This is a genomic window from Pikeienuella sp., assembly GCF_046290545.1.
Taxonomy (GTDB): Bacteria; Pseudomonadota; Alphaproteobacteria; order Rhodobacterales; family Rhodobacteraceae; genus Pikeienuella.
The window spans coordinates 229,530-247,974 of sequence record NZ_JBKAGV010000016.1 but is presented as its reverse complement, the minus strand read 5'-3'; the positions used below and the strand labels follow the sequence as shown (position 1 = coordinate 247,974).

The 18,445-nt window shown below is 65.4% G+C and carries 18 protein-coding genes; 12 read left to right on the top strand and 6 right to left on the bottom strand.

From position 1 onward, the window contains the following. The first annotated feature begins 78 nt into the window (after positions 1-78). Positions 79-723 (top strand): DUF3489 domain-containing protein, encoded by a 645-nt coding sequence (locus ACE37J_RS16385; protein ID WP_409712848.1) that lies wholly within the window; start codon positions 79-81, stop codon positions 721-723. 88 nt (positions 724-811) lie between these two features. Here ACE37J_RS16385 and ACE37J_RS16380 read toward each other — a convergent pair whose 3' ends face one another. From ACE37J_RS16380 to ACE37J_RS16355, 6 genes are all read right to left on the bottom strand, one after another. Continuing rightward, positions 812-1,699 (bottom strand): SMP-30/gluconolactonase/LRE family protein, encoded by an 888-nt coding sequence (locus ACE37J_RS16380; RefSeq protein ID WP_409712846.1) that lies wholly within the window; start codon positions 1,697-1,699, stop codon positions 812-814. Between the two features lie 92 nt (positions 1,700-1,791). Continuing rightward, a complete protein-coding gene (locus ACE37J_RS16375; RefSeq protein ID WP_409712844.1) occupies positions 1,792-2,526 on the bottom strand; it encodes a recombinase family protein in 735 nt (244 codons plus the stop codon). Between the two features lie 121 nt (positions 2,527-2,647). Then, complete coding sequence (locus ACE37J_RS16370; RefSeq protein ID WP_409712842.1) at positions 2,648-3,220, bottom strand: phage terminase small subunit P27 family; 573 nt, start codon at positions 3,218-3,220, stop codon at positions 2,648-2,650. After that, positions 3,220-3,420 (bottom strand): hypothetical protein, encoded by a 201-nt coding sequence (locus ACE37J_RS16365; RefSeq protein WP_409712840.1) that lies wholly within the window; start codon positions 3,418-3,420, stop codon positions 3,220-3,222. The genes ACE37J_RS16370 and ACE37J_RS16365 overlap by 1 nt, the downstream gene beginning before the upstream one ends. Then, a complete protein-coding gene (locus tag ACE37J_RS16360; RefSeq protein ID WP_409712838.1) occupies positions 3,417-3,884 on the bottom strand; it encodes a hypothetical protein in 468 nt (155 codons plus the stop codon). The genes ACE37J_RS16365 and ACE37J_RS16360 overlap by 4 nt, the downstream gene beginning before the upstream one ends. Then, entirely contained in the window at positions 3,884-5,194 is a 1,311-nt protein-coding gene (locus tag ACE37J_RS16355) for a site-specific DNA-methyltransferase (protein WP_409712926.1), read from the bottom strand. The genes ACE37J_RS16360 and ACE37J_RS16355 overlap by 1 nt, the downstream gene beginning before the upstream one ends. Positions 5,195-6,434: 1,240 nt before the next feature. Here ACE37J_RS16355 and ACE37J_RS16350 point away from each other — a divergent pair. The 11 genes from ACE37J_RS16350 to ACE37J_RS16300 all read left to right on the top strand — a co-directional run bounded on the left by ACE37J_RS16350 (position 6,435) and on the right by ACE37J_RS16300 (position 18,284). Further along, positions 6,435-7,397 carry a hypothetical protein gene (locus tag ACE37J_RS16350; RefSeq protein ID WP_409712836.1) on the top strand — a complete coding sequence of 321 codons (963 nt, stop codon included), beginning with the start codon at positions 6,435-6,437 and terminating at the stop codon, positions 7,395-7,397. 135 nt (positions 7,398-7,532) lie between these two features. Then, complete coding sequence (locus tag ACE37J_RS16345) at positions 7,533-7,757, top strand: helix-turn-helix domain-containing protein (protein WP_409712834.1); 225 nt, start codon at positions 7,533-7,535, stop codon at positions 7,755-7,757. Positions 7,758-7,953: 196 nt separating this feature from the next. Continuing rightward, positions 7,954-8,409 (top strand): DUF2924 domain-containing protein, encoded by a 456-nt coding sequence (locus tag ACE37J_RS16340; RefSeq protein ID WP_409712832.1) that lies wholly within the window; start codon positions 7,954-7,956, stop codon positions 8,407-8,409. After that, positions 8,406-9,731, top strand: a complete 1,326-nt coding sequence (locus ACE37J_RS16335; protein WP_409712830.1) for a recombinase family protein — start codon at positions 8,406-8,408, stop codon at positions 9,729-9,731. Before ACE37J_RS16340 ends, ACE37J_RS16335 begins: the two co-directional genes overlap by 4 nt. Further along, the gene (locus ACE37J_RS16330; RefSeq protein WP_409712828.1) at positions 9,728-10,114 is read left to right on the top strand and encodes a hypothetical protein; all 387 of its coding nucleotides are present in this window, start codon (positions 9,728-9,730) and stop codon (positions 10,112-10,114) included. Before ACE37J_RS16335 ends, ACE37J_RS16330 begins: the two co-directional genes overlap by 4 nt. Before the next feature lie 81 nt (positions 10,115-10,195). Continuing rightward, positions 10,196-10,786 (top strand): restriction endonuclease subunit S, encoded by a 591-nt coding sequence (locus tag ACE37J_RS16325; RefSeq protein ID WP_409712826.1) that lies wholly within the window; start codon positions 10,196-10,198, stop codon positions 10,784-10,786. After that, positions 10,786-12,303 carry a type I restriction-modification system subunit M gene (locus ACE37J_RS16320; RefSeq protein ID WP_409712824.1) on the top strand — a complete coding sequence of 506 codons (1,518 nt, stop codon included), beginning with the start codon at positions 10,786-10,788 and terminating at the stop codon, positions 12,301-12,303. The genes ACE37J_RS16325 and ACE37J_RS16320 overlap by 1 nt, the downstream gene beginning before the upstream one ends. Continuing rightward, positions 12,296-13,489, top strand: coding sequence for a restriction endonuclease subunit S (locus tag ACE37J_RS16315; protein WP_409712924.1), 1,194 nt, complete (start codon positions 12,296-12,298; stop codon positions 13,487-13,489). The genes ACE37J_RS16320 and ACE37J_RS16315 overlap by 8 nt, the downstream gene beginning before the upstream one ends. Beyond that, on the top strand, positions 13,482-14,213 hold the full coding sequence (locus ACE37J_RS16310) for a DUF3800 domain-containing protein (protein ID WP_409712822.1): 732 nt from the start codon (positions 13,482-13,484) through the stop codon (positions 14,211-14,213). Before ACE37J_RS16315 ends, ACE37J_RS16310 begins: the two co-directional genes overlap by 8 nt. A 142-nt stretch (positions 14,214-14,355) precedes the next feature. Continuing rightward, complete coding sequence (locus ACE37J_RS16305; RefSeq protein WP_409712922.1) at positions 14,356-17,571, top strand: type I restriction endonuclease subunit R; 3,216 nt, start codon at positions 14,356-14,358, stop codon at positions 17,569-17,571. Further along, on the top strand, positions 17,568-18,284 hold the full coding sequence (locus tag ACE37J_RS16300) for a M48 family metallopeptidase (RefSeq protein ID WP_409712820.1): 717 nt from the start codon (positions 17,568-17,570) through the stop codon (positions 18,282-18,284). Before ACE37J_RS16305 ends, ACE37J_RS16300 begins: the two co-directional genes overlap by 4 nt. Positions 18,285-18,445 lie beyond the last annotated feature (161 nt).

Below are 18,445 nucleotides of genomic sequence, written 5' to 3'. Positions count from 1 at the left end.
CCCTGACCCGCCGCGCTGCGGGCTCGACCTCGTAGAAGGCCCGGCATTCCGCCCGGCCCGATACGAAGGACGAACCCCATGACGAAGCTCTCGGACACTCAACTGGTGATCCTGTCGAACGCCGCCGCCCGGCCCGACCGCAACGCCCTCCCGCTTCCCGGCTCACTGCGGGGCGGCGCGGCTGGCAAGGTGGTCAGCGCGCTCCTCTCCCGCGGCCTTGTCGCCGAGCGGATCATCGAGACCAAGACAAAGGCCGACGCCTCGCTGAACCGCCTCTGGCGGAACGAGCCGGACGGACGCGCGGTGCTGCTGGAGATCACCGACGTGGGCCTCGCCACCATTGACGCGGAGACAGGCGAGAGCGTTGGTTGCGCGCAGGGTGAAGGCGACCCCATCACAGGGCCCGCCGGAGAGTCACGGAGCGCGCCACTGGGCGGGGTCTCGGGCGAGACGAGCGTGGACGAGCCGGGGACCGAGAAGGCCGCCCATGACGCCGCTGTGGCGCCCCGTGCGCGCAAGACCCGCGAGGGGACGAAACAGGCGACCCTCATCGCCATGCTGCGCGCGCCGGGCGGCGCGACTATCGCGGAGATCGCTGCGGCGACCGGCTGGCAGGCGCACACGGTTCGCGGAGCCCTGTCCGGGGCGCTGAAAAAGAAGCTGGGGCTGGAGGTCACATCCGAGAAGGATGGGGCGCGCGGGCGGGTCTACAGCATCCGCTGACCGGCTTCCGAGTGATCAGGCCGCCGCGTTTTCGAGCGCGGCGGTTTCTCATTGGCTGTCGCGGTTCGCGCTCGACCCTCGCCTTCGACTATGCGCGGGCGAACCTGTTCTCGGGCAGCCCTTGTCCAACGCCTTCGATCGCGAGGAGCGAACCGGACAGGGGCTCCCTCGAGATCTGTTTCACCGTGAGGAACTTGGTCGCTGTTGTGACATAAAGGGTCGACAGGTCTCTCCCCCCGAAACATACGCAGGTCGGGTTGGTGGTCGGCAGCCCGATCACGCGATCTATCCGACCGTCTGGCGCGTAGCGGACGATCCGGGCGCCGGAGAAGAAAGCTTGCCACATACATCCGTCGACATCGATGCAGGCCCCGTCAGGTCGGTCGCTGCTGGACCTGTAGTCCGCGAAGAGACGCCGTTCGAGGATCGCGCCGTCCGCAGGGTCGATATCGAAGACCCATGTCAGAAACCGCCTCGTATCGGTGAAGTACATGGTCCTTCCGTCGGGCGCATGGGCGATCCCGTTCGTCACGATCACGTCGCCGAACATCTTCATCGCGTCCCCGTCCGCTTCAATGCGGTAGACGCTCGCGTTCGGCCGGCGCAACTGGTTGTCGAGCGTGCCGATCCACAGGCGGCCCGAGGGATCGACGCGCCCGTCATTCAGGCGATTGTCGAGGTCGCGCTCAACCTCGACGAATTCCTCCAGCGCGCCGTCGGCGGGATCGAACAAGCGTAGCCTGAGGTCGATGGCGGCCAACAACCGGTTCGACTGCGTCAAGGCGAGCGATCCGATGCAGCCGCCGGGCATCGGATGAACCTCGTGGCGACCTGTCGCCGGATCGAAGGACTGCACATTCGGCGCATCGACATCGATCCACCACAATCTGTGTTCGCGGTCGCACCAGAGCGGCGTCTCGCCGAGCCTGTCGTTGGACCGCACGGCGCATTCGATGGTTGGCTTTGATCCCGGCATTGCGGGACGCTAGCAGGCTGTCCCTGTCTGAGCCAGAATGGCGTTCGCCAAGTGAAGCAGGCCGTCGCCGAGTTTTGGAACGCGGCATTCCGTCAGGAGTAGAGGCCCGATCTCTCGCTGGCGCCCTCCAGCCTCGCGATCAGGTTCCCGACATTCGAGACGCCCCACGCCCCTCCCCGCCGCGTGAGCACGCCCCGCTCGTTCAGAGCCGCGGCGATCCCCCGGAGGGTGGTCGCGCCCCCGGCCCTGATCTCCGCCAGCACCGGCGCGAGGTCGCGCGCGAAGGCGTCGGCGTTGCGGGAGACGGCGGCGCGGAGGGGAGCCCCACCCTTGCCGGCCCGGTGGAGGGCGGCGGCCCCGTTCGGGTTGCCGAGCTTCACGCCGCGGGCCTTCGCCGCGGCCAGCGCTTCGCGGGTGCGCCGGGAGATCAGATCGCGCTCGGCCTCGGCGACGAGCGCCATGATCCCGACGGTGAGGTCGTTCGCCGCCGGCATGTCGCAGGCGAGGAAGCGGACGCCGCCGTCGCGGAGGGTGAGGAGGAAGGCTGCGTTGCGGGAGAGCCGGTCGAGCCGGGCGATGAGGAGGGTTGAGCCGGTGAGCCGGGCGTGCCGGATCGCGCGGGCGAGTTCCGGCCGGTCCGCCTTCCGCCCGCTCTCGACCTCGGTGAAGATCGCCGCGACCTCCGCGCCCCGGCTTCTGGCGTAGCCCTCGATGGCTGACCTCTGCGCCGCCAGCCCAAGCCCGCTCGCCCCCTGCCGTGCCGTGGAGACCCGCTCGTAGCCGACGAAGCGCTCCGTGGGCGTCAGTCCCGCCCCTGATCCCGCCATCTCCTCCCCCTGTGCAAACCTGCCAAACGTTCGTTGCGCAGCTGTGCACGAGGGTGGCGGGAAAGTGTAGGCGGATGAATGGCTTGTCGGGCGGCTTAGGTCGGCTGGACCGCAGCGGCGCTCAGATCCCGTCCAGCATTCGTATCTGCTGATGGACCGGCTCCCGGCGCTCCTCGATCTGCCGCCGCCCGTCGGTGTTCCAGGGACCGCGCTCCAGCCGCGTCTCGGTCGTCGTGCCGTCCGGGTTCGGGCTCACCAGAACGATCTCGACCTTGTCGATCTGGTCATGCTCCGGCTCCGGCTGCATCGCCGGAACGCGCGCCCGCGCCGAGGGCGTGAGACCGAGCTCCGCCATGTAGCGCGCCATGAGTTCGAGCTGCTTGTTCGCGACGGTCAGCCAGGGCGATTGCTGCACATAGCCGGAGGGCGTCTTCAGCAGTATGGGCGTCTCCGCCAGCCGCCGCTCCGCCTCGGCCCAGCGGGACCAGCACTGGCAATACGCGGCGAGCGCCGCCCGGTCCGCCACCGTGAGCACGCCCGCCTTGTGGAGCGGCGTAGCCAGCCTCCGCCATTCCCGCCGCGCCTCCGCCGAGAGATGGTCCGGGCAGCGCGGCAGCGTGTTGAGCGAGGCCGGCGCATCCGCCTTCGCCCCCCGCTTCGCCAGAGCCCGCGGCTTCGGTTTCCGGCCCCGCATCATGAGACAGACCCTCCCCGCAACCGGGGCGACACGGTCAGCCGTCCACGGAGCCAGGTCGCCAGGAGACCGAGAAGCGGGAGCATGGCCAGCTGACCCAGAACCGCCAGGCCGAGCCCGGCTGCGAATGCGGCGGCGGCCTCCGCCAGCAGCGCGGCGTCCGTGCGGCCTGAGACCATATCCGGGGAAGCGGGGCTCATCGGTCCGTCTCCGCATCGACAAGCGCCGAGCCGCGCCGGTCGCGATCATCGGCGAGAGGCGCCGTGGCGGGCTCGCCCTCGATAACGGGCCGCTCCGCATGCCGGTCGAGCAGCGCGATGAGCCGCTCGCGTGCGCCTGTCACCTCCACCGGGCCGCCATCCGCGCCCGTGACCTCCAGCCGGTCCTTCTCCCGCCAGCCCGCCTGCGTCTTCAGGAAGAAGATCATGCAGGCGGTGTCGCCGCCCCGCGCCTTGGCGATCAGGCTCTGCGCAATCGCGCCGACCGCCCGCGCCTTGCCCCGTTTATAGCGTTCAGCGAAATCGGGGTCGCGGTCCATCAGGGAGAAGAGCGTGGTCCGGCCGATCCCGAAATAGTCCGCCATCTGCCCGGCGGTCAGCACGGCGGCGAGCGTCTCCACCTCCGCCCGCTGCGCCTCCGTCAGGGTCTTGAACTTGCCGGGCATCAGACCGCCTCCAGTTCGGGGCTGTCGTGCGCGTAGGCCTCTGCGCCGTCCTCCGCCTCTGGTCCGAGCCGGTCGGCGCGTATCTCCGCGAAGCTCCGTCCGTCCCCGTCGAGGATCGCGTCGCGCCCGGTCTCCGCCTGCCAGCGTAGAATCGCGACGTCCACATAGGCCGGGCCGATCTCCATGGCGTAGACCCGGCGTCCGTTCGCCTCGCCCGCCATGACCTGCGAGCCCGAGCCCGAGAAGGGTTCGTAGCAGAGCCCGCCCCGCTCGACATGCTGGCGCATCGGGATGCCGAAGGCGTCAAGCGGCTTGGGCGTCGGATGGTCGGGCCGGTCCGCCTTCGCGAAGGAGGGCATCTCCCAGGTCGAGGAGAGCGTCTCGTCGGCGACCTTCGGCGGACGGTTCGGGCGGCGCCAGCCCATGAAGCAGGGCTCGTGCCTCCAGAGATAGTGGGACCGGGTGAGCACGCCCCGGTCCTTCACCCAGATGATCTGCTGATGGACGAAAGCGCCTGCGCGCTCCCAGCATTCCTCCAGCATCGCCTGCCGGCGCGAGGCGTGCCAGCAATACCACGCCGCGTCATCCGCGATGGCCTCCGCGACGGCGGCGGCGATGAAGCCGTCGTAGAGTTCCGAGCCCTGAGAGCTGTCGTCCCAGGTGGTCCCGTAGGAGGCCGACCAATCCTTGTTCCGCGTCGGGTGGTTCGAGCCGTCATAGTCCACCAGGTAAGGCGGATCTGTCGCGAAGAGGATCGCCCGCTCGCCGTTCATCAGCCGGCGCACATCGGCATGGCTGGTGCTGTCGCCGCAGAGCAGGCGGTGTTCGCCGAGGAGCCAGAGATCCCCGGTCCGCGAGGCGGGGTTCCGCGGGGGCTCCGGGATGACGATGGGCGGGACGGACGTTCCCTCGTCCTCCTCCCCGTCCATTCCGAGCAGCCGGTCCAGCTCCGCGCTCTCGAAGCCGAGGTCCATCAGGTCGATCCCGAGCGCCGAGAGGTCCTGCGCCTCCAGCGCCAGAAGCTCCCTGTCCCAGCCCGCCTGCTCCGCCAGCCTGTTGTCGGCGAGGATGTAGGCCCGCTTCGCCGCCTCGGAGAGATGCGCCAGCTCGATCACCGGCACCCGCTCCAGCCCGAGCTTCCGCGCCGCCAGGAGCCGCCCGTGCCCCGCGATCACGCCGTTCGCGCCGTCCACCAGCACCGGGTTGTTGAAGCCGTATTCCCGGATCGAGCCGGCGATCATCGCGACCTGCGCCTCGGAATGCGTCCGGGCGTTGCCGGCATAGGGGATCAGCGCCTCCACCGCGCGCATCTCCACCGCCGAGGCCCCGCGGAACCCGGTCGCCTCCTCGGCTTCCTCTCCGTCCCGTCTCCGCCGCACTGAGCCCATGACCCCCGCCTCCGAATAGACCGCGCGCCGTCCCCGCGCCTCGCTTCGGAGTATATCATCTCCCGTAACTAACTGATAGAATGACAGTTTCTGCCGATCAGCGTCATGCGGCGACAACAAACGACGCGCCTTTCAAGGCTCACCCTGATCCAGGCCGTCCCCGCCGAGGCAGAGCCTGGCGCGCGTCTGCCGCCGTTGTGACGCTTGTGACGCTTGTGACGGATTAAACCAGTCCTCCTCTCACGCGCGCGCGCGTGAGGGGACCAATGGTTTGAAGCGTCACAAGCGTCACAAGCGTCACAGACGTCGCTGGTCAGGGCTGTCGGACAGGGGGGCGGTCGTGCTTCCGATACCCGAACAGCAACTCTCCACCGCGACGGCGCGATGAGCCGCTTGTCGGCGCTTTTGGGTTGAGCGTTCGTATGGTGACGGAGGGCGGCGAGAGCCGGCGCCGACCGAGCCGGCCGCACCCATGGCCGAGACTGGCTAACAGGGGTTCCGAGAGAGAAGGGGGCAGGACGGCACTCGACAGCGACATTCCACACATCCGCCTGTTCTGACGCCGAACCGCCTCCGCCTCCGCCTCGCCCGATACGCTGTCCGTCCCGTGCGCCGCCCAGCCCCCACCCAGCCCCTCGCGCGCGTGTCTCTCGACTATTCACTAACCATGTTCTGGTTGGTGAACCCTTGAGCGAAGGCACAGGACGATCAGCCCCGCTATCCGGGGTTGGTTCCCGTGCCCTCCGCGTACGTTCTGGCCGGAGCCACCCCGTCGCATCAGGCCCCCGAAGTCGCTGTGATCCGCGCTTCAGGGTCGGCCGCTACTATTCGACGCCGGATCTGGCGCCGGGGGACACGCTTCGGCCTTTCGGACTGCGTGTGGCATGCGTCCCCGCCCCGTGGTGTGCCAGTGCAGGATCGTCGCCACGGTCATCCAAACCCTCCGGCGATCCCGGCCGGGTGGCGCCTCAAGGAGACGCGCCGCCCGGCCCCGCCAGCATAGCAAATCGCTCAAGTCATTGTTATATTGTCATTTTCTGACATTCGGCGACATGCGCCGACATTCGCTCCGCTGGTTTTGGTAAAGGGCCTCATCCGCCCGCCGGCGACGATCGTTGTGATTCGCCGTGTCGGGTCTGGCCAGAACAGGCGCGAGCGCCGCATGATGTTCACCGGAGACCAAGGACCACCGACATTCAGCGAGCAGGTGATTGCGATGATGGATCCAAGGCGGGAGAAGCTCCTGAAGGCCAAGCTGGGGGCGTTGTGGACCTGGTCGAGGCCGGAGATTGTAGAGACCGTCGGTCCCTACAATCTCGAAATGCATAACGCCTACGCCGTGTTTCGAGAGGCCATGATCAAGGAGTGCGCGGAGAAGCTGCTCTCCTATGACGATCATCAGATCTCGGTTCTGCTGGGCGAGGTCGAGGACGACACGGATGACCTGCTCGACGATTGGCGCAGGTTCCGAGAGGACAAGATCCGGAACGGCGTGAGGCACATGCCGCCCTGGCATGCCTCCGGGTTTGGGCACCCTGATCATGCAGCGGATTTCGAGCACTGGAGCAAGATGGCGATCTTCACCATCCATGAGCTTCTTTGTCTGTCCGTCGGCGTCGAGCCGGGCAGCCTGGACTCTTCGGAGCTTGCGAAGCTGGCCGCCGCGCCAAGAGAGCGCCATGGAGATTATTGGCCGACGCTGAATTTCCTCATCCGTAGGCGTGAACAGCTGGTTCGACAGTTCTGCTTCAGGTCCACCGACTGCCGGGTCACGCCGAAATCCTTCCTTGCCTGGGTCGACAAGGTGGCCTTCGACGCACATCCCGAGTTGCTGCGCCTGCTCCGTCGCTACCACGTTGAAGAAGCCCGCGAGCCGGCTGCCTCTGCCGCGCCGCCGCGGCAAGATCCGAGGGAGGTCGATACGATCGCGCAATTGTTCACCGCCATGGCGATCGACCATCTCGGCTATGATCCGCAGCAGGACCGCAGTCCCATCCTCAAGGAGATCACCGATCTTGCGGCATCAATGGGGATGCAGGTGTCGACCGAAACGGTGCGAAAGTATCTGAGGCGCGGCGCAGCCTTCATTCCGGAGGACTGGTCGCCAAATAGACCTATTCGTTGAGCGAATAGCCACCCTTCAACCCGCTGATATCATTGTAATTCAGATCTATTCGGCATGGGGTGCGGGTGTTCCCGTACGCCAGCGGCCGACTGTGGCACGCCCCTTCTGACGCTTCAGGACGGAGGGCCGACAGAAATGACGTATCACGACGAAAACGCGCAGCGGAGGCCGGGCGCGCTGGCGTTCATGACGGAGCGCGAACTGGCGTCCCGATGGCGGGTGTCGGCCAGAACCCTGCAGCGCTGGCGCGCCGAGCGCTACGGCCCGCCCTGGACCAACATCGGCGGCTCCATCAGATACGGCATGGCCGATGTGCTCGCCTTCGAGGAAGGGGGCCGCTCCGGCGGGCGTCGCGCGTGAAGGCCCCGAACCCTCTTTCGCCTTTCCTGATGACGCCCGCGGAACGGCGCGCTGAACTCTGCCGCATACTGGCGCGCGGGCTAGTCCGGATGCGCATGCGTCATTGCGACGAAGCGTCCGGGGCCGTCGGAGAGAGTTCGCTACACTTCCCGCCCGACCGGAGCGGTCATGCGAACCCGACTGAACGGAGACCGGCATGACGACGCATGATCCCATTCCCGCGCGCCTCGCTGCGCTGAGGACCGCGACGACGCCCGACCTGAAGCAGCAATGGCGCGATCTCTTCGACAGCGAGCCGCCGCCCTTCAACCGCCGCTACCTGGAGAGCCGGCTGGCCTACAGGATCCAGGAGCTAACCTACGGCGGGCTCAAGCCTGAGACGATCCGGCGGCTGGAGCGACTCGGCGAGGAACTAGACGGCGGCGACCGTGCGAAGCGGAGCATCCGCGCCGATCGCGACCGCCCCATCACCGGTACGCGGCTGCTGCGCGAGTGGCAGGGCGTCGAGCACGTCGTCACCGTCACCGCCGACGGCTTCGAGTGGCAGGGGCGGCCCTACAGGTCGCTCTCCGCCATCGCCCGCGCCATCACCGGCACGCGCTGGAACGGCTGGGTGTTCTTCGGCTTCCGCAATCACAGGAGCCGGACATGACGAAGCCGCCCGAAAAATCGAAGGTCGTCCGCAAGCTGCGCTGCGCGGTCTACACCCGGAAATCCTCCGAGGAAGGGCTGGAGCAGGAGTTCAACAGCCTGCATGCCCAGCGAGAGGCGTGCGAGGCCTACATCGCGTCCCAGCGCTCAGAGGGCTGGGTGCTGGTCCGGGATCAATTCGATGACGGAGGCGTCTCTGGCGGCACGCTGGAACGCCCCGGCCTGAAGCGGTTGCTGGACGACATCGAGCACGGGTTGGTCGATGTCGTGGTCGTGTACAAGATCGACCGCCTGAGCCGCTCGTTGGCCGACTTCGCGAAGCTGGTCGAGGTGTTCGACCGGAACGGCGTCACGTTCGTCTCGGTCACGCAGTCCTTCAACACGACCACGTCGATGGGCCGGCTGACGCTGAACATCCTGCTCAGCTTCGCCCAGTTCGAGCGCGAGGTGACTGCCGAGCGGATCCGCGACAAGGTCGCCGCCAGCCGGAAGAAGGGCATGTGGATGGGCGGTGTGCCGCCCTACGGATACCGGGTAGAGAACCGGAAGCTGGTGGCCGACGAAGAAGCCGCCGAGCATGTCCGATGGATCTTCGCCCGCTACCTCGAAATCGGATCGGGGACCGAACTGGCGCGCGAGGTCGCGAAACGCGGCATCCGCACGCCCCGCGGCAACCGGATCGACAAAAAGTACCTCTACCGGATGCTGAACAACCGCACCTACATCGGTGAGGCGGTCCACAAGGGCGACAGCTACCCCGGCGAGCACGACGCCATCATCGACCGCGAGACGTGGGACCGCGTCCACGCGATCCTGCAGGAGAGCCCGCGCAAGCGTGCCGCGCGCACCCGCGCTGAGACGCCCGCACTGCTGAAGGTGCTGCTGTTCGGCCCGGATGGCGCGGCCTTCTCGCCGACGCATACGCGCAAGGGCGGGCGGTTGTACCGCTACTATGTCAGCCAGACAGTGCTGAAGCATGGCGCTGGATCCTGCCCCATCGGCCGCGTGCCAGCGGGGGAGATCGAGGCCGCGGTCATTGACCAGCTGCGCGCCGTGTTCCGCCAGCCCGAGATCGTGGCCGGGACGTGGAAGGCGGCGAGCGCCCACGCCAGCGACATCACCGAAGCCGACGCCCGCGCCGCGCTGCAGCAGATCGACCCGCTGTGGGGCGAACTCTTCCCCGCCGAGCAGGCGCGTATCGTGGCGCTGCTGATCGAGCGCGTGGACATCGGCACGGATGGGCTCAACGTCCGGCTGCGCATGGATGGTCTGGGGAGCCTCGCCCGCGAGATGCGTGCTGGAGACATGGGAGCGGCCGCATGACCCGCGAGCCGCCGATCCCCGAGACCATGACGCTCCACGTTCCGTTTCGGATCGTGAAGCGCGGCGGGCGCAAGGAGATGCAGCTTCCCCATGGCGTCCGGCCAGACCGCAAGGCGGACAACACGCTGGTCAAGGCACTGGCCCCCGCGTTCCGCTGGAAGCGTCTGTTGGAGTCGGGTGAGTTCGCCACCGTTTCCGAACTTGCCGAGCGAGAGGGGATCGCACCATCCTACATAACCCGCGTCCTGCGCCTGACGCTACTAGCGCCGGACATCGTCGAGGCAATCCTGGACGGGAAGCAGGGGCCGGAGGTTACGCTGGCACAAGGACTGGAGCCGTTCCCCCTCGCATGGCAGCTGCAGAGTTCGCATTTTTCTCTGTAGGACAAAAACTGCAATTCGAACGATTGACTCGTCGGGTTAGATAACCTAGATCTCTGTAAGCGCCTTACAGAGGATTTTTCCATGCGGCTCGCGGAGCTCTCTGATATTCACTCCGGCTACACGGCACGCGGCAGGCTCGAACCGCTGCCTGAGGGCGGCGTGCCGGCACTGCAGCTGCGTGATGTCGGGACGGAAGGCGCGGCACCGGGCCCAGACTTCCAACGGTACGATCTGGGCAAGCTGCCCGACCGATACTTTGTCCGTGGTGGCGAGGTCGTGTTTCGCTCGCGCGGCGAGCCGAACGCTGCGGCGGCAATTAGCGATCCGCTTCCGGAGCCTGCTGTGGTCATCGTTCCGCTGGTGATCGTTCGCCCGGACAAGGCCCGCGTTCTCCCCGAATACCTCGCTTGGGCCATCAACCAGCCCGACGCGCAGCGCAGGCTAGGCGCGGAAGCACAGGGCACAAGCCTCCGGATGATCCCGATGGCGGTTCTCGAAAACCTCGAGATCGCCGTCCCTGACCTGCCCACGCAGAAACGCATCGTCGAACTCAATGCCTTGGCTCGGCAGGAGGGTAAACTGCTTCGACAGCTCGCCGCTCGCCGGGACGAACTCGTAAGCGCCATTCTCGGCGAGGCCGCGAAGGCCGCCGACCAGAAGGAAATTGTCTGATGACCAACCAGATTACCCAAGACCAAGTCAATAATGCCGCCTGGGCTGCTTGCGACACCTTCCGGGGCGCAGTCGATCCCGCTCAGTACAAGGACTACATCCTCGTGATGTTGTTCCTGAAGTATATTTCGGACCTCTGGAACGACCACCTCGAGACCTACCGCAAGCAGTATGGCGACGACGAGGCACGCATTCGCCGGCGCCTCGAGCGCGAGCGCTTCATCCTGCCTGAGGGCGCCAGCTTCTACGACCTCCACGCCCAGCGGAACGAGGCCAATATCGGCGAGCTGATCAACATCGCGCTGGAAAAAATCGAGGACGCAAACCGAGCCAAGCTCGAGGGCGTCTTCCGCAATATCGACTTCAACTCCGAGGCCAATCTCGGCCGGCCGAAGGATCGTAACCGCCGCCTCAAGAACATGCTTGAGGACTTTGCCAAGCCTGCCCTCGACCTGCGCCCGTCGCGGGTGACCGAGGACATCATCGGCGAGTGCTACATCTACCTGATCTCGCGCTTCGCCTCAGACGCCGGAAAGAAGGCGGGCGAATTCTACACGCCCACCGCCGTGTCCCGCCTGCTGGCCAAGCTGGCCTCGCCGCAGCCCGGCAACACGATTTGCGATCCCGCCTGCGGGTCCGGCTCGCTGCTGATCCAGGCCTCGCAGGAAGTCGGCTCCGAGAACTTCGCCCTCTACGGGCAGGAGGTGAACGGGGCGACCTGGGCGCTGGCCCGGATGAACATGTTCCTGCACGCCAAGGATGCCGCCCGCATCGAGTGGTGCGACACGCTCAACAGCCCGGCACTGGTCGAGGGCGACCACCTGATGCGCTTCGACGTGGTGCTCGCCAATCCGCCTTTCTCGCTCGACAAGTGGGGCGCAGAGGACGCCGACAGTGACCAGTACAAGCGCTTCTGGCGCGGTGTGCCGCCCAAATCCAAGGGCGACTACGCCTTCATCACCCACATGATCGAGATCGCGAAGCGCCAGTCCGGCCGTGTCGCGGTGATCGTGCCGCATGGCGTGCTGTTCCGGGGCGGGGCCGAGGGGCGCATCCGCCAGCAGCTGATCGAGGAGAACCTGCTCGACGCGGTCGTGGGTTTGCCCGCCAACCTGTTCACCACCACGGGAATCCCGGTCGCCATCCTGATCTTCGACCGCTCGCGCGAGGAAGGCGGCGCGAACGCGGACCGGCGCGACGTGCTGTTCATCGACGCCAGCAAGGAGTTCACGCCGGGCAAGACCCAGAACGTGATGGACGAGGCGCATGTCGGCAAGGTGCTGGAGACCTACAGCACGCGTGCCGCGGTCGAGCGGTATTCGCATCGGGCAAGCCCCGAGGAGATCACCGAGAACGGCTACAACCTCAACATCCCCCGCTACGTCGACACCTTCGAGGCGGAGGACGAGATCGACGTCGCCGCCGTGCAAAAGGACATCCAGCGGATCGAGGCGGAACTGGCCGAGGTCCGGGTGAAGATGGCCGGGTATCTGAAGGAGCTCGGCGTTGATGCTTGAAGGATGGGCCGAGTCCCGGATAGACGAATTGGGCAACGGGCGCCGCCCTGTTTTGAAGGCCGGCCCTTTCGGCTCCGCCGTGACGAAGGCGACCTACGAAGCCTCGGGCTACAAAGTCTATGGTCAACAGGAAGTTGTTGCCAAAGACCTCGACGCGGAAGCCTACTTTGTGTCTGAGGCCACTTTTCGTCGGCACAAGAGTTGCGCGGTTGAGCCCGGTGATATTCTCATGACCATGATGGGAACGATCGGCCGCGTGTATCGCGTCCCTCATGGAGCGCCAAAGGGCATCATCAATCCGCGGCTTGTTAGAATTGCGTTCGACAGGTCGCGCATCCTGCCGGAGTTCGCCGAAGCTGCCCTGGAGCAGCCGCCACTGCAACGGTTGCTGGATCGCCGGAGCCACGGCGGAACAATGCAAGGGCTTAATCTGGACGCGCTCGCGTCGATCCGGCTCTCCGTCCCCCCGCTCCCCGAACAACGCAAGATCGCCGAGATCCTGCGGACCTGGGACGAGGCGCTCGAAAAGCTCACCGCCCTCCGCGCGACGAAGGTTCGTCGCATCTCCTCGCTGCGGCAAAGGCTGTTCGAGGCAGAGTACGCCTCCCACAACCGGCTCCAGCGCGCCAGAGACCTGTTCGAGACGGTGTCGGAACGTGCGCGCCCAGATTTGCCGCTTCTCGCTGTGATGCAGGATATCGGGATTGTCCGCCGCGACGAGCTCGATCGGCGCGTGGCGATGCCTGACGGCGACACCTCGACCTACAAGGTAGTCCGTCCGGGCGATTTCGTGATCAGCCTGCGTTCCTTCGAGGGAGGTCTCGAATACTCCAGCATCATCGGGCTGGTCAGCCCGGCCTACACGGTCCTGCGGCCGACCACCGACCTGATCGGCGACTACTACCGCCACTTCTTCAAGTCCCGCAGTTTCATCGGCCGCCTAGACAAGCTGATCTTCGGTATCCGCGACGGCAAGCAGATCGCCTTCCGCGACTTCGGGGACATGTACATCCCCGCACCGCCCGTTGCCGAGCAAGAAGCGCACGCCCTCGCTCTCGGCTCACTCGAAGCCGACCTTGCCCTCGAAGACGAACGGATCGCTGCCCTGACCCGCCAGAAACGCGGCCTGATGCAGAAGCTGCTGACGGGCGAGTGGCGGGTAAAGCTGGAGGCGCCGGTTGCCTGACTTCTCCGACTTCATCGTCTATGCCGACGAGAGCGGCGATCACGGGATGGTCAGCATCGACCTGCAATATCCCATGTTCGCGCTGACCTTCTGCGTCATGCGCAAGGACGAATATGTCGGCGCCGTCGTGCCCGCCATGCAGCGGTTCAAGTTCGGCATCTGGGGCCACGACTCGGTCGTTCTGCACGAAAGTGAAATCAGCAAGTCGAAGGGCGCTTTCGGTTTCCTCCGAACAAGCAGGGAACTGCGTGAGCGCTTCTTCGAAGAGCTGAATGCGTTGATGGAGGCGGCGCCGATGACAATTTTCGCGTCTGTCATCCAGAAGGAGAAGCATCGCGCGAAATACGCGAACCCCTGGAACCCGTACGAGATCGCCCTGCATTTCTGCATGGAGCGGCTACACATCATGCTGACGGCGGAAAATCAGTACGGGAAGACCGTGCATGTCGTCTTCGAGAGCCGGGGCGCCAGGGAGGATGTAGAGCTTGAGCTGGAGTTCCGCCGCATCGCCGGGAACGACAGCCACTGGGGCTGGCGCCGGCACGATTTCGGCCGCTTCGACTTCCAGCCGGTGTTCATCCCGAAGGCCGCGAACGCCTCGGGCCTGCAGCTGGCCGACCTGACCGCCCGGCCCATCGCCCTGTCGCAGCTGCGCCCCGGCCAGCCGAACCGCGCGTTCGAGATCATCCGGCCCAAGCTGGGAGGGCTCAAATGCTTCCCCTAAGCACTTGTCAGACCGGAAAAAACAAAGGGGCCCCGGAAGCTCCAGGACCCCTTTGTCGACCGGGAAATGCCCAATCCTTTGATCCATATATAGACACAGAGCCCCTTAACCGCAAGTTAATCCGGGCCCGGGAGTGCGCCCCATGACCTTCAACGCCGCCGAGAAGCACCAGTCTCAGGTGCCAGCGCTGCAGCTGCTCGTCGCGCTTGGGTTCACCCCGCTTTCGCAGGAGGAGGCCCTGCGACTGCGTGGTGGGCGGCTGCGGAACGTGGTGCTGGACGATGTGCTCGCCGAGCAGCTGATGCGCATCAATCGCTTCACGCATCGCGGTCGGGAGTATGCCTTCGATCTCGAGGACGCGCACGAGGCGATGCGGCGGCTCAAGCCCACGCCAGATCGGCTGAAGGGTCTGCGCGGCACGAACCAGGACATCTACGACACGCTCGTCCTCGGCACGACCATCACGAAGTCCATCGACGGCGACTCGAAGAGCTACTCGTTCCGCTACATCGATTGGGAGCGGCCGGAGAACAACGTCTTCCACGTCACGGCAGAGTTCTCGGTCGAAAGGACCGCATCGAGCCAGACCAAGCGCTGCGACATCGTCGCGTTCGTGAACGGCATCCCGATCCTGGTGATCGAGAACAAACGGCCGACCGAAAGCCTGAAGAAGGCGGACAGCCAGCTGATCGGCTACCAGAACGAGGACAACATCCCGCAGCTTTTCCACTTCGCCCAGCTGCTGATCGGCATGAACCGGAGTACGGCGCGGTATGCGACGGTCGCAACGAAACCGAAGTTTTGGGCCGAGTGGCGCGACGAAGAAGACACCGACGAGGCCATCGCGCCCTTCGCCAACCGCGTGCTCACCGCGCCGGAGAAAGGTGCCATCTTCTCCGGCGACTTCGCGGGCGCGCGAGCCTACTTCGACGCCATGGCCGCCGAGGGCGAGCGCGCGGTCACGGTTCAGGACCGGACGGTGTACGCGCTGTGTCGCCCCGAGCGACTGCTCGACCTCATCCGCCGCTTCACCGTGTTCGACGGCGGCGTCCGCAAGGTGGCACGCCATCAGCAGTTCTTCGGGATCCGGCGCGCGGTCGAGACGGTCAAGCAGCATGATGTCAGCGGCGCCCGAAAGGGCGGCGTGATCTGGCACACGCAGGGTTCGGGCAAGTCGCTTACGATGGTGATGCTGGGGCGCTCGCTCGCCTTGGAACGGAGTATCGAGAACCCGAGGATCATCATCGTCACGGACCGCGATGATCTCGACAAGCAGATCAAGGACACCTTCAAGTCCTGCGACCTCGAGCCGGTTCGCGCGACGAGCGGGTCTCACCTTCTTGAGCTCGTCCACAACAAGGCGCCGCTGGTCACTACAATCATCAACAAGTTCGACACGGCGCTGAAGAATAGCAAGCTCGCGGACGACGATCCTAACATCTTCGTGCTGGTCGACGAGAGCCACAGAACACAGACGGGGCGCTACGGCGGCCACAGCCAGTTCGCCGCCAAGATGCGGCGTCTCCTGCCCAAGGCCTGCTACCTCGGCTTCACCGGAACGCCCCTGCTGAAGAAGGAAAAAAATACGCTTTCGACCTTCGGCCGGCTGATCCACCGCTACGCCATCGACGAGGCGGTCGCCGACGGCGCCGTCGTGCCGCTGCTTTACGAGGGACGGCTTGTCGAGCAGCAGGTCTCGGGCGCCGTGATCGACCGCTGGTTCGACAAGATCAGCGAGGGGCTGACCGAGAACCAGAAACGCGACCTGAAGCGGAAGTTCTCCAGGATGGACACGCTGGCCAAGACCGACCAGGCCATCCGAGCCAAGGCGTTCGACATCTCCGAGCACTATCGCCAGCACTGGCAGGGGACCGGCTTCAAGGCACAGCTCGTTGCCCCGTCGAAGGCCGCGGCCGTCCGCTTCAAGGAGGTCCTCGACGAGATCGGCCACGTGTCGAGCGCGATCGTCATCTCGCCGCCAGACGAGAACGAGGGCAACGAGGAGGTCGACCAGGAATCCAAGGACCTCGTGCGGAAATTTTGGTCGTCAATGATGGCGCGGTACAAGACCGAGGAGGAGTACAACCGCCAGATCATCGACGCCTTCAAGGGCTCCGGCGATCCAGAGATCCTGATCGTCGTTTCCAAGCTCCTCACCGGCTTCGACGCGCCCCGTAACACGGTCCTTTACGTCTGTAAGTCCCTGAAGGAACATAACCTCCTGCAGGCGATTTCGCGCGTAAATCGCCTCTACGAGGACGGTGGCACGGAGAAGCAGTTCGGCTTCATCATCGACTACGAAGGGTTGCTGGGCGAGCTCGACAGCGCCCTAACGACCTATAGCGCATTCGAGGGCTACGAGGCGGCGGACCTCGCCGAGACGGTGCACGACGTCCGCGAGGAGATCCGCAAGCTGCCCCAGCTGCACGATCAGCTCTGGGACCTGTTCAAGCCGGTCCGGAACAAGAAGGACATGGAGCAGTTCGAGCAGCACCTTGCCGACGAGTCGCTTCGCCACGAGTTCTACGCACGCCTCAAGGCATTCAGCCGGTGCCTGCACATCTCGCTCTCGTCCGACAAGCTGTTCGATGTCTTCGACGAAGCCAAGGTCGATGCCCTGAAGCGGGACTGGAAACAGTTCTCCGAACTCAAGCGCTCGGTCCAGCTTCGCTACCAGGAGACGGTCGATGTCCGCGAGTTCGAACCGAAGATCCAGAAGTTGCTTGATGACCATGTCGTGGCGATGCCGGCGGAGACTATCATCGAGGTGGTCAACATCAACGACCCCGACGCGCTGAAGGCTGTCGTCGAGGAGACGGGGGTCTCCGAGGCCTCGAGGGCGGACCGCATCGCCAGCGCGACCCGCCGGGCAATCACCGAGAAGATGGATGAGGACCCGACGTTCTACAAACAGTTCTCCGAGCTGCTCGAAGAGACCATCCGCGCCTACCGCGAGAAGCGGCTGTCCGAGCGCGAGTACCTGAACAGCGTCGTGGACCTCGCGAGCAAGGTGGCACGCAAGGATCGGGGCCGGGATGTTCCCGAAAGCATCCGGGGGGATGAGGATGCACAGGCGTTCTTCGGCGTCCTGGAAGGCCAGCTCAAGATCACGGACGATGAGCCGGTGGCCGGCGACGAAGCAGCATCCATCGCCCTGGAGATCATCGACATCATCAAGTCCCACCTGATCGTCGACATCTGGTCGAACGAAGTGGCCCAGAACAAACTGCGCAATGCCATTGATGACTACTTCTTCGACGTTCTGCGTGACGAGAGGGGCGTCGACCTGCCCGTGGAGGTGCTCGACGATCTCGAACTCAAGATCATGGATCTTGCTCGGGCCCGGTTCGCGGCATGACGCGGGAACTGCACTGCCTGCAGTACGGCGAGCAGGAGATCCGGTACGAGATCGTCCGCCGTCGGAGGAAGACGCTAGAGATCGCTGTCGAGCCGGATGCTTCGGTGGTGATCGCGGCCCCAGAGGACGCGACGCTCGACGCAATAGAAGCCAAGCTGCGAAAGCGCGCGGCATGGGTGACGCGGCAGCAGCGGTACTTCGCCCAGTTCCTTCCAAGAACACCGGAGCGCAGGTTTGTCGCCGGTGAGACCCATCTCTACCTCGGGCGCCAGTATCGGCTGAAGGTCGTCCCGCATGTCCAGGAAAGCGTGAAGCTGATCCGCGGCTTCATCGTTGTGCAGACACACCGGCCGACCAGGCCGGAGGTGACGCGCGAACTGGTCGAGGCATGGTACCGGGACCGGGCACACATCAAGTTTCCGGAGCGGATCGAGCTCTGTCTCGGCCACTTCCCGGATCCGGAGGCATTCAGGCCGAAAGGTCTCATCGTACGCCAGACCCGGCAGCGATGGGGGTCCATGTCGCCGGCCGGACGCCTGCTGCTGAACCGCCGCCTCGTGCAGGCGCCGGTCGACGCCATCGACTACGTGATCACCCACGAGCTCTGCCATGTGGCGGAGCCTCATCACGGTGCTGCCTTCTTCGAGCTGCTCGACAAGTTGATGCCCGATTGGGAGCGTCGGAAGCAGAGGTTGGAAAGGGCCATGGCCTGAGAACTTCCGAACCCGGTCGCGGCAGACGCAAACGCGACTCCAATCCAAGCAATTTCTGACGCTGGATTTTCTATATATATAACAATGGCTTATAAGAAATTCACCAAACGGGCGCAGTCATGAGGTCCGGAGAATAACGGCTCTGAGAGACCGCTTTCGGG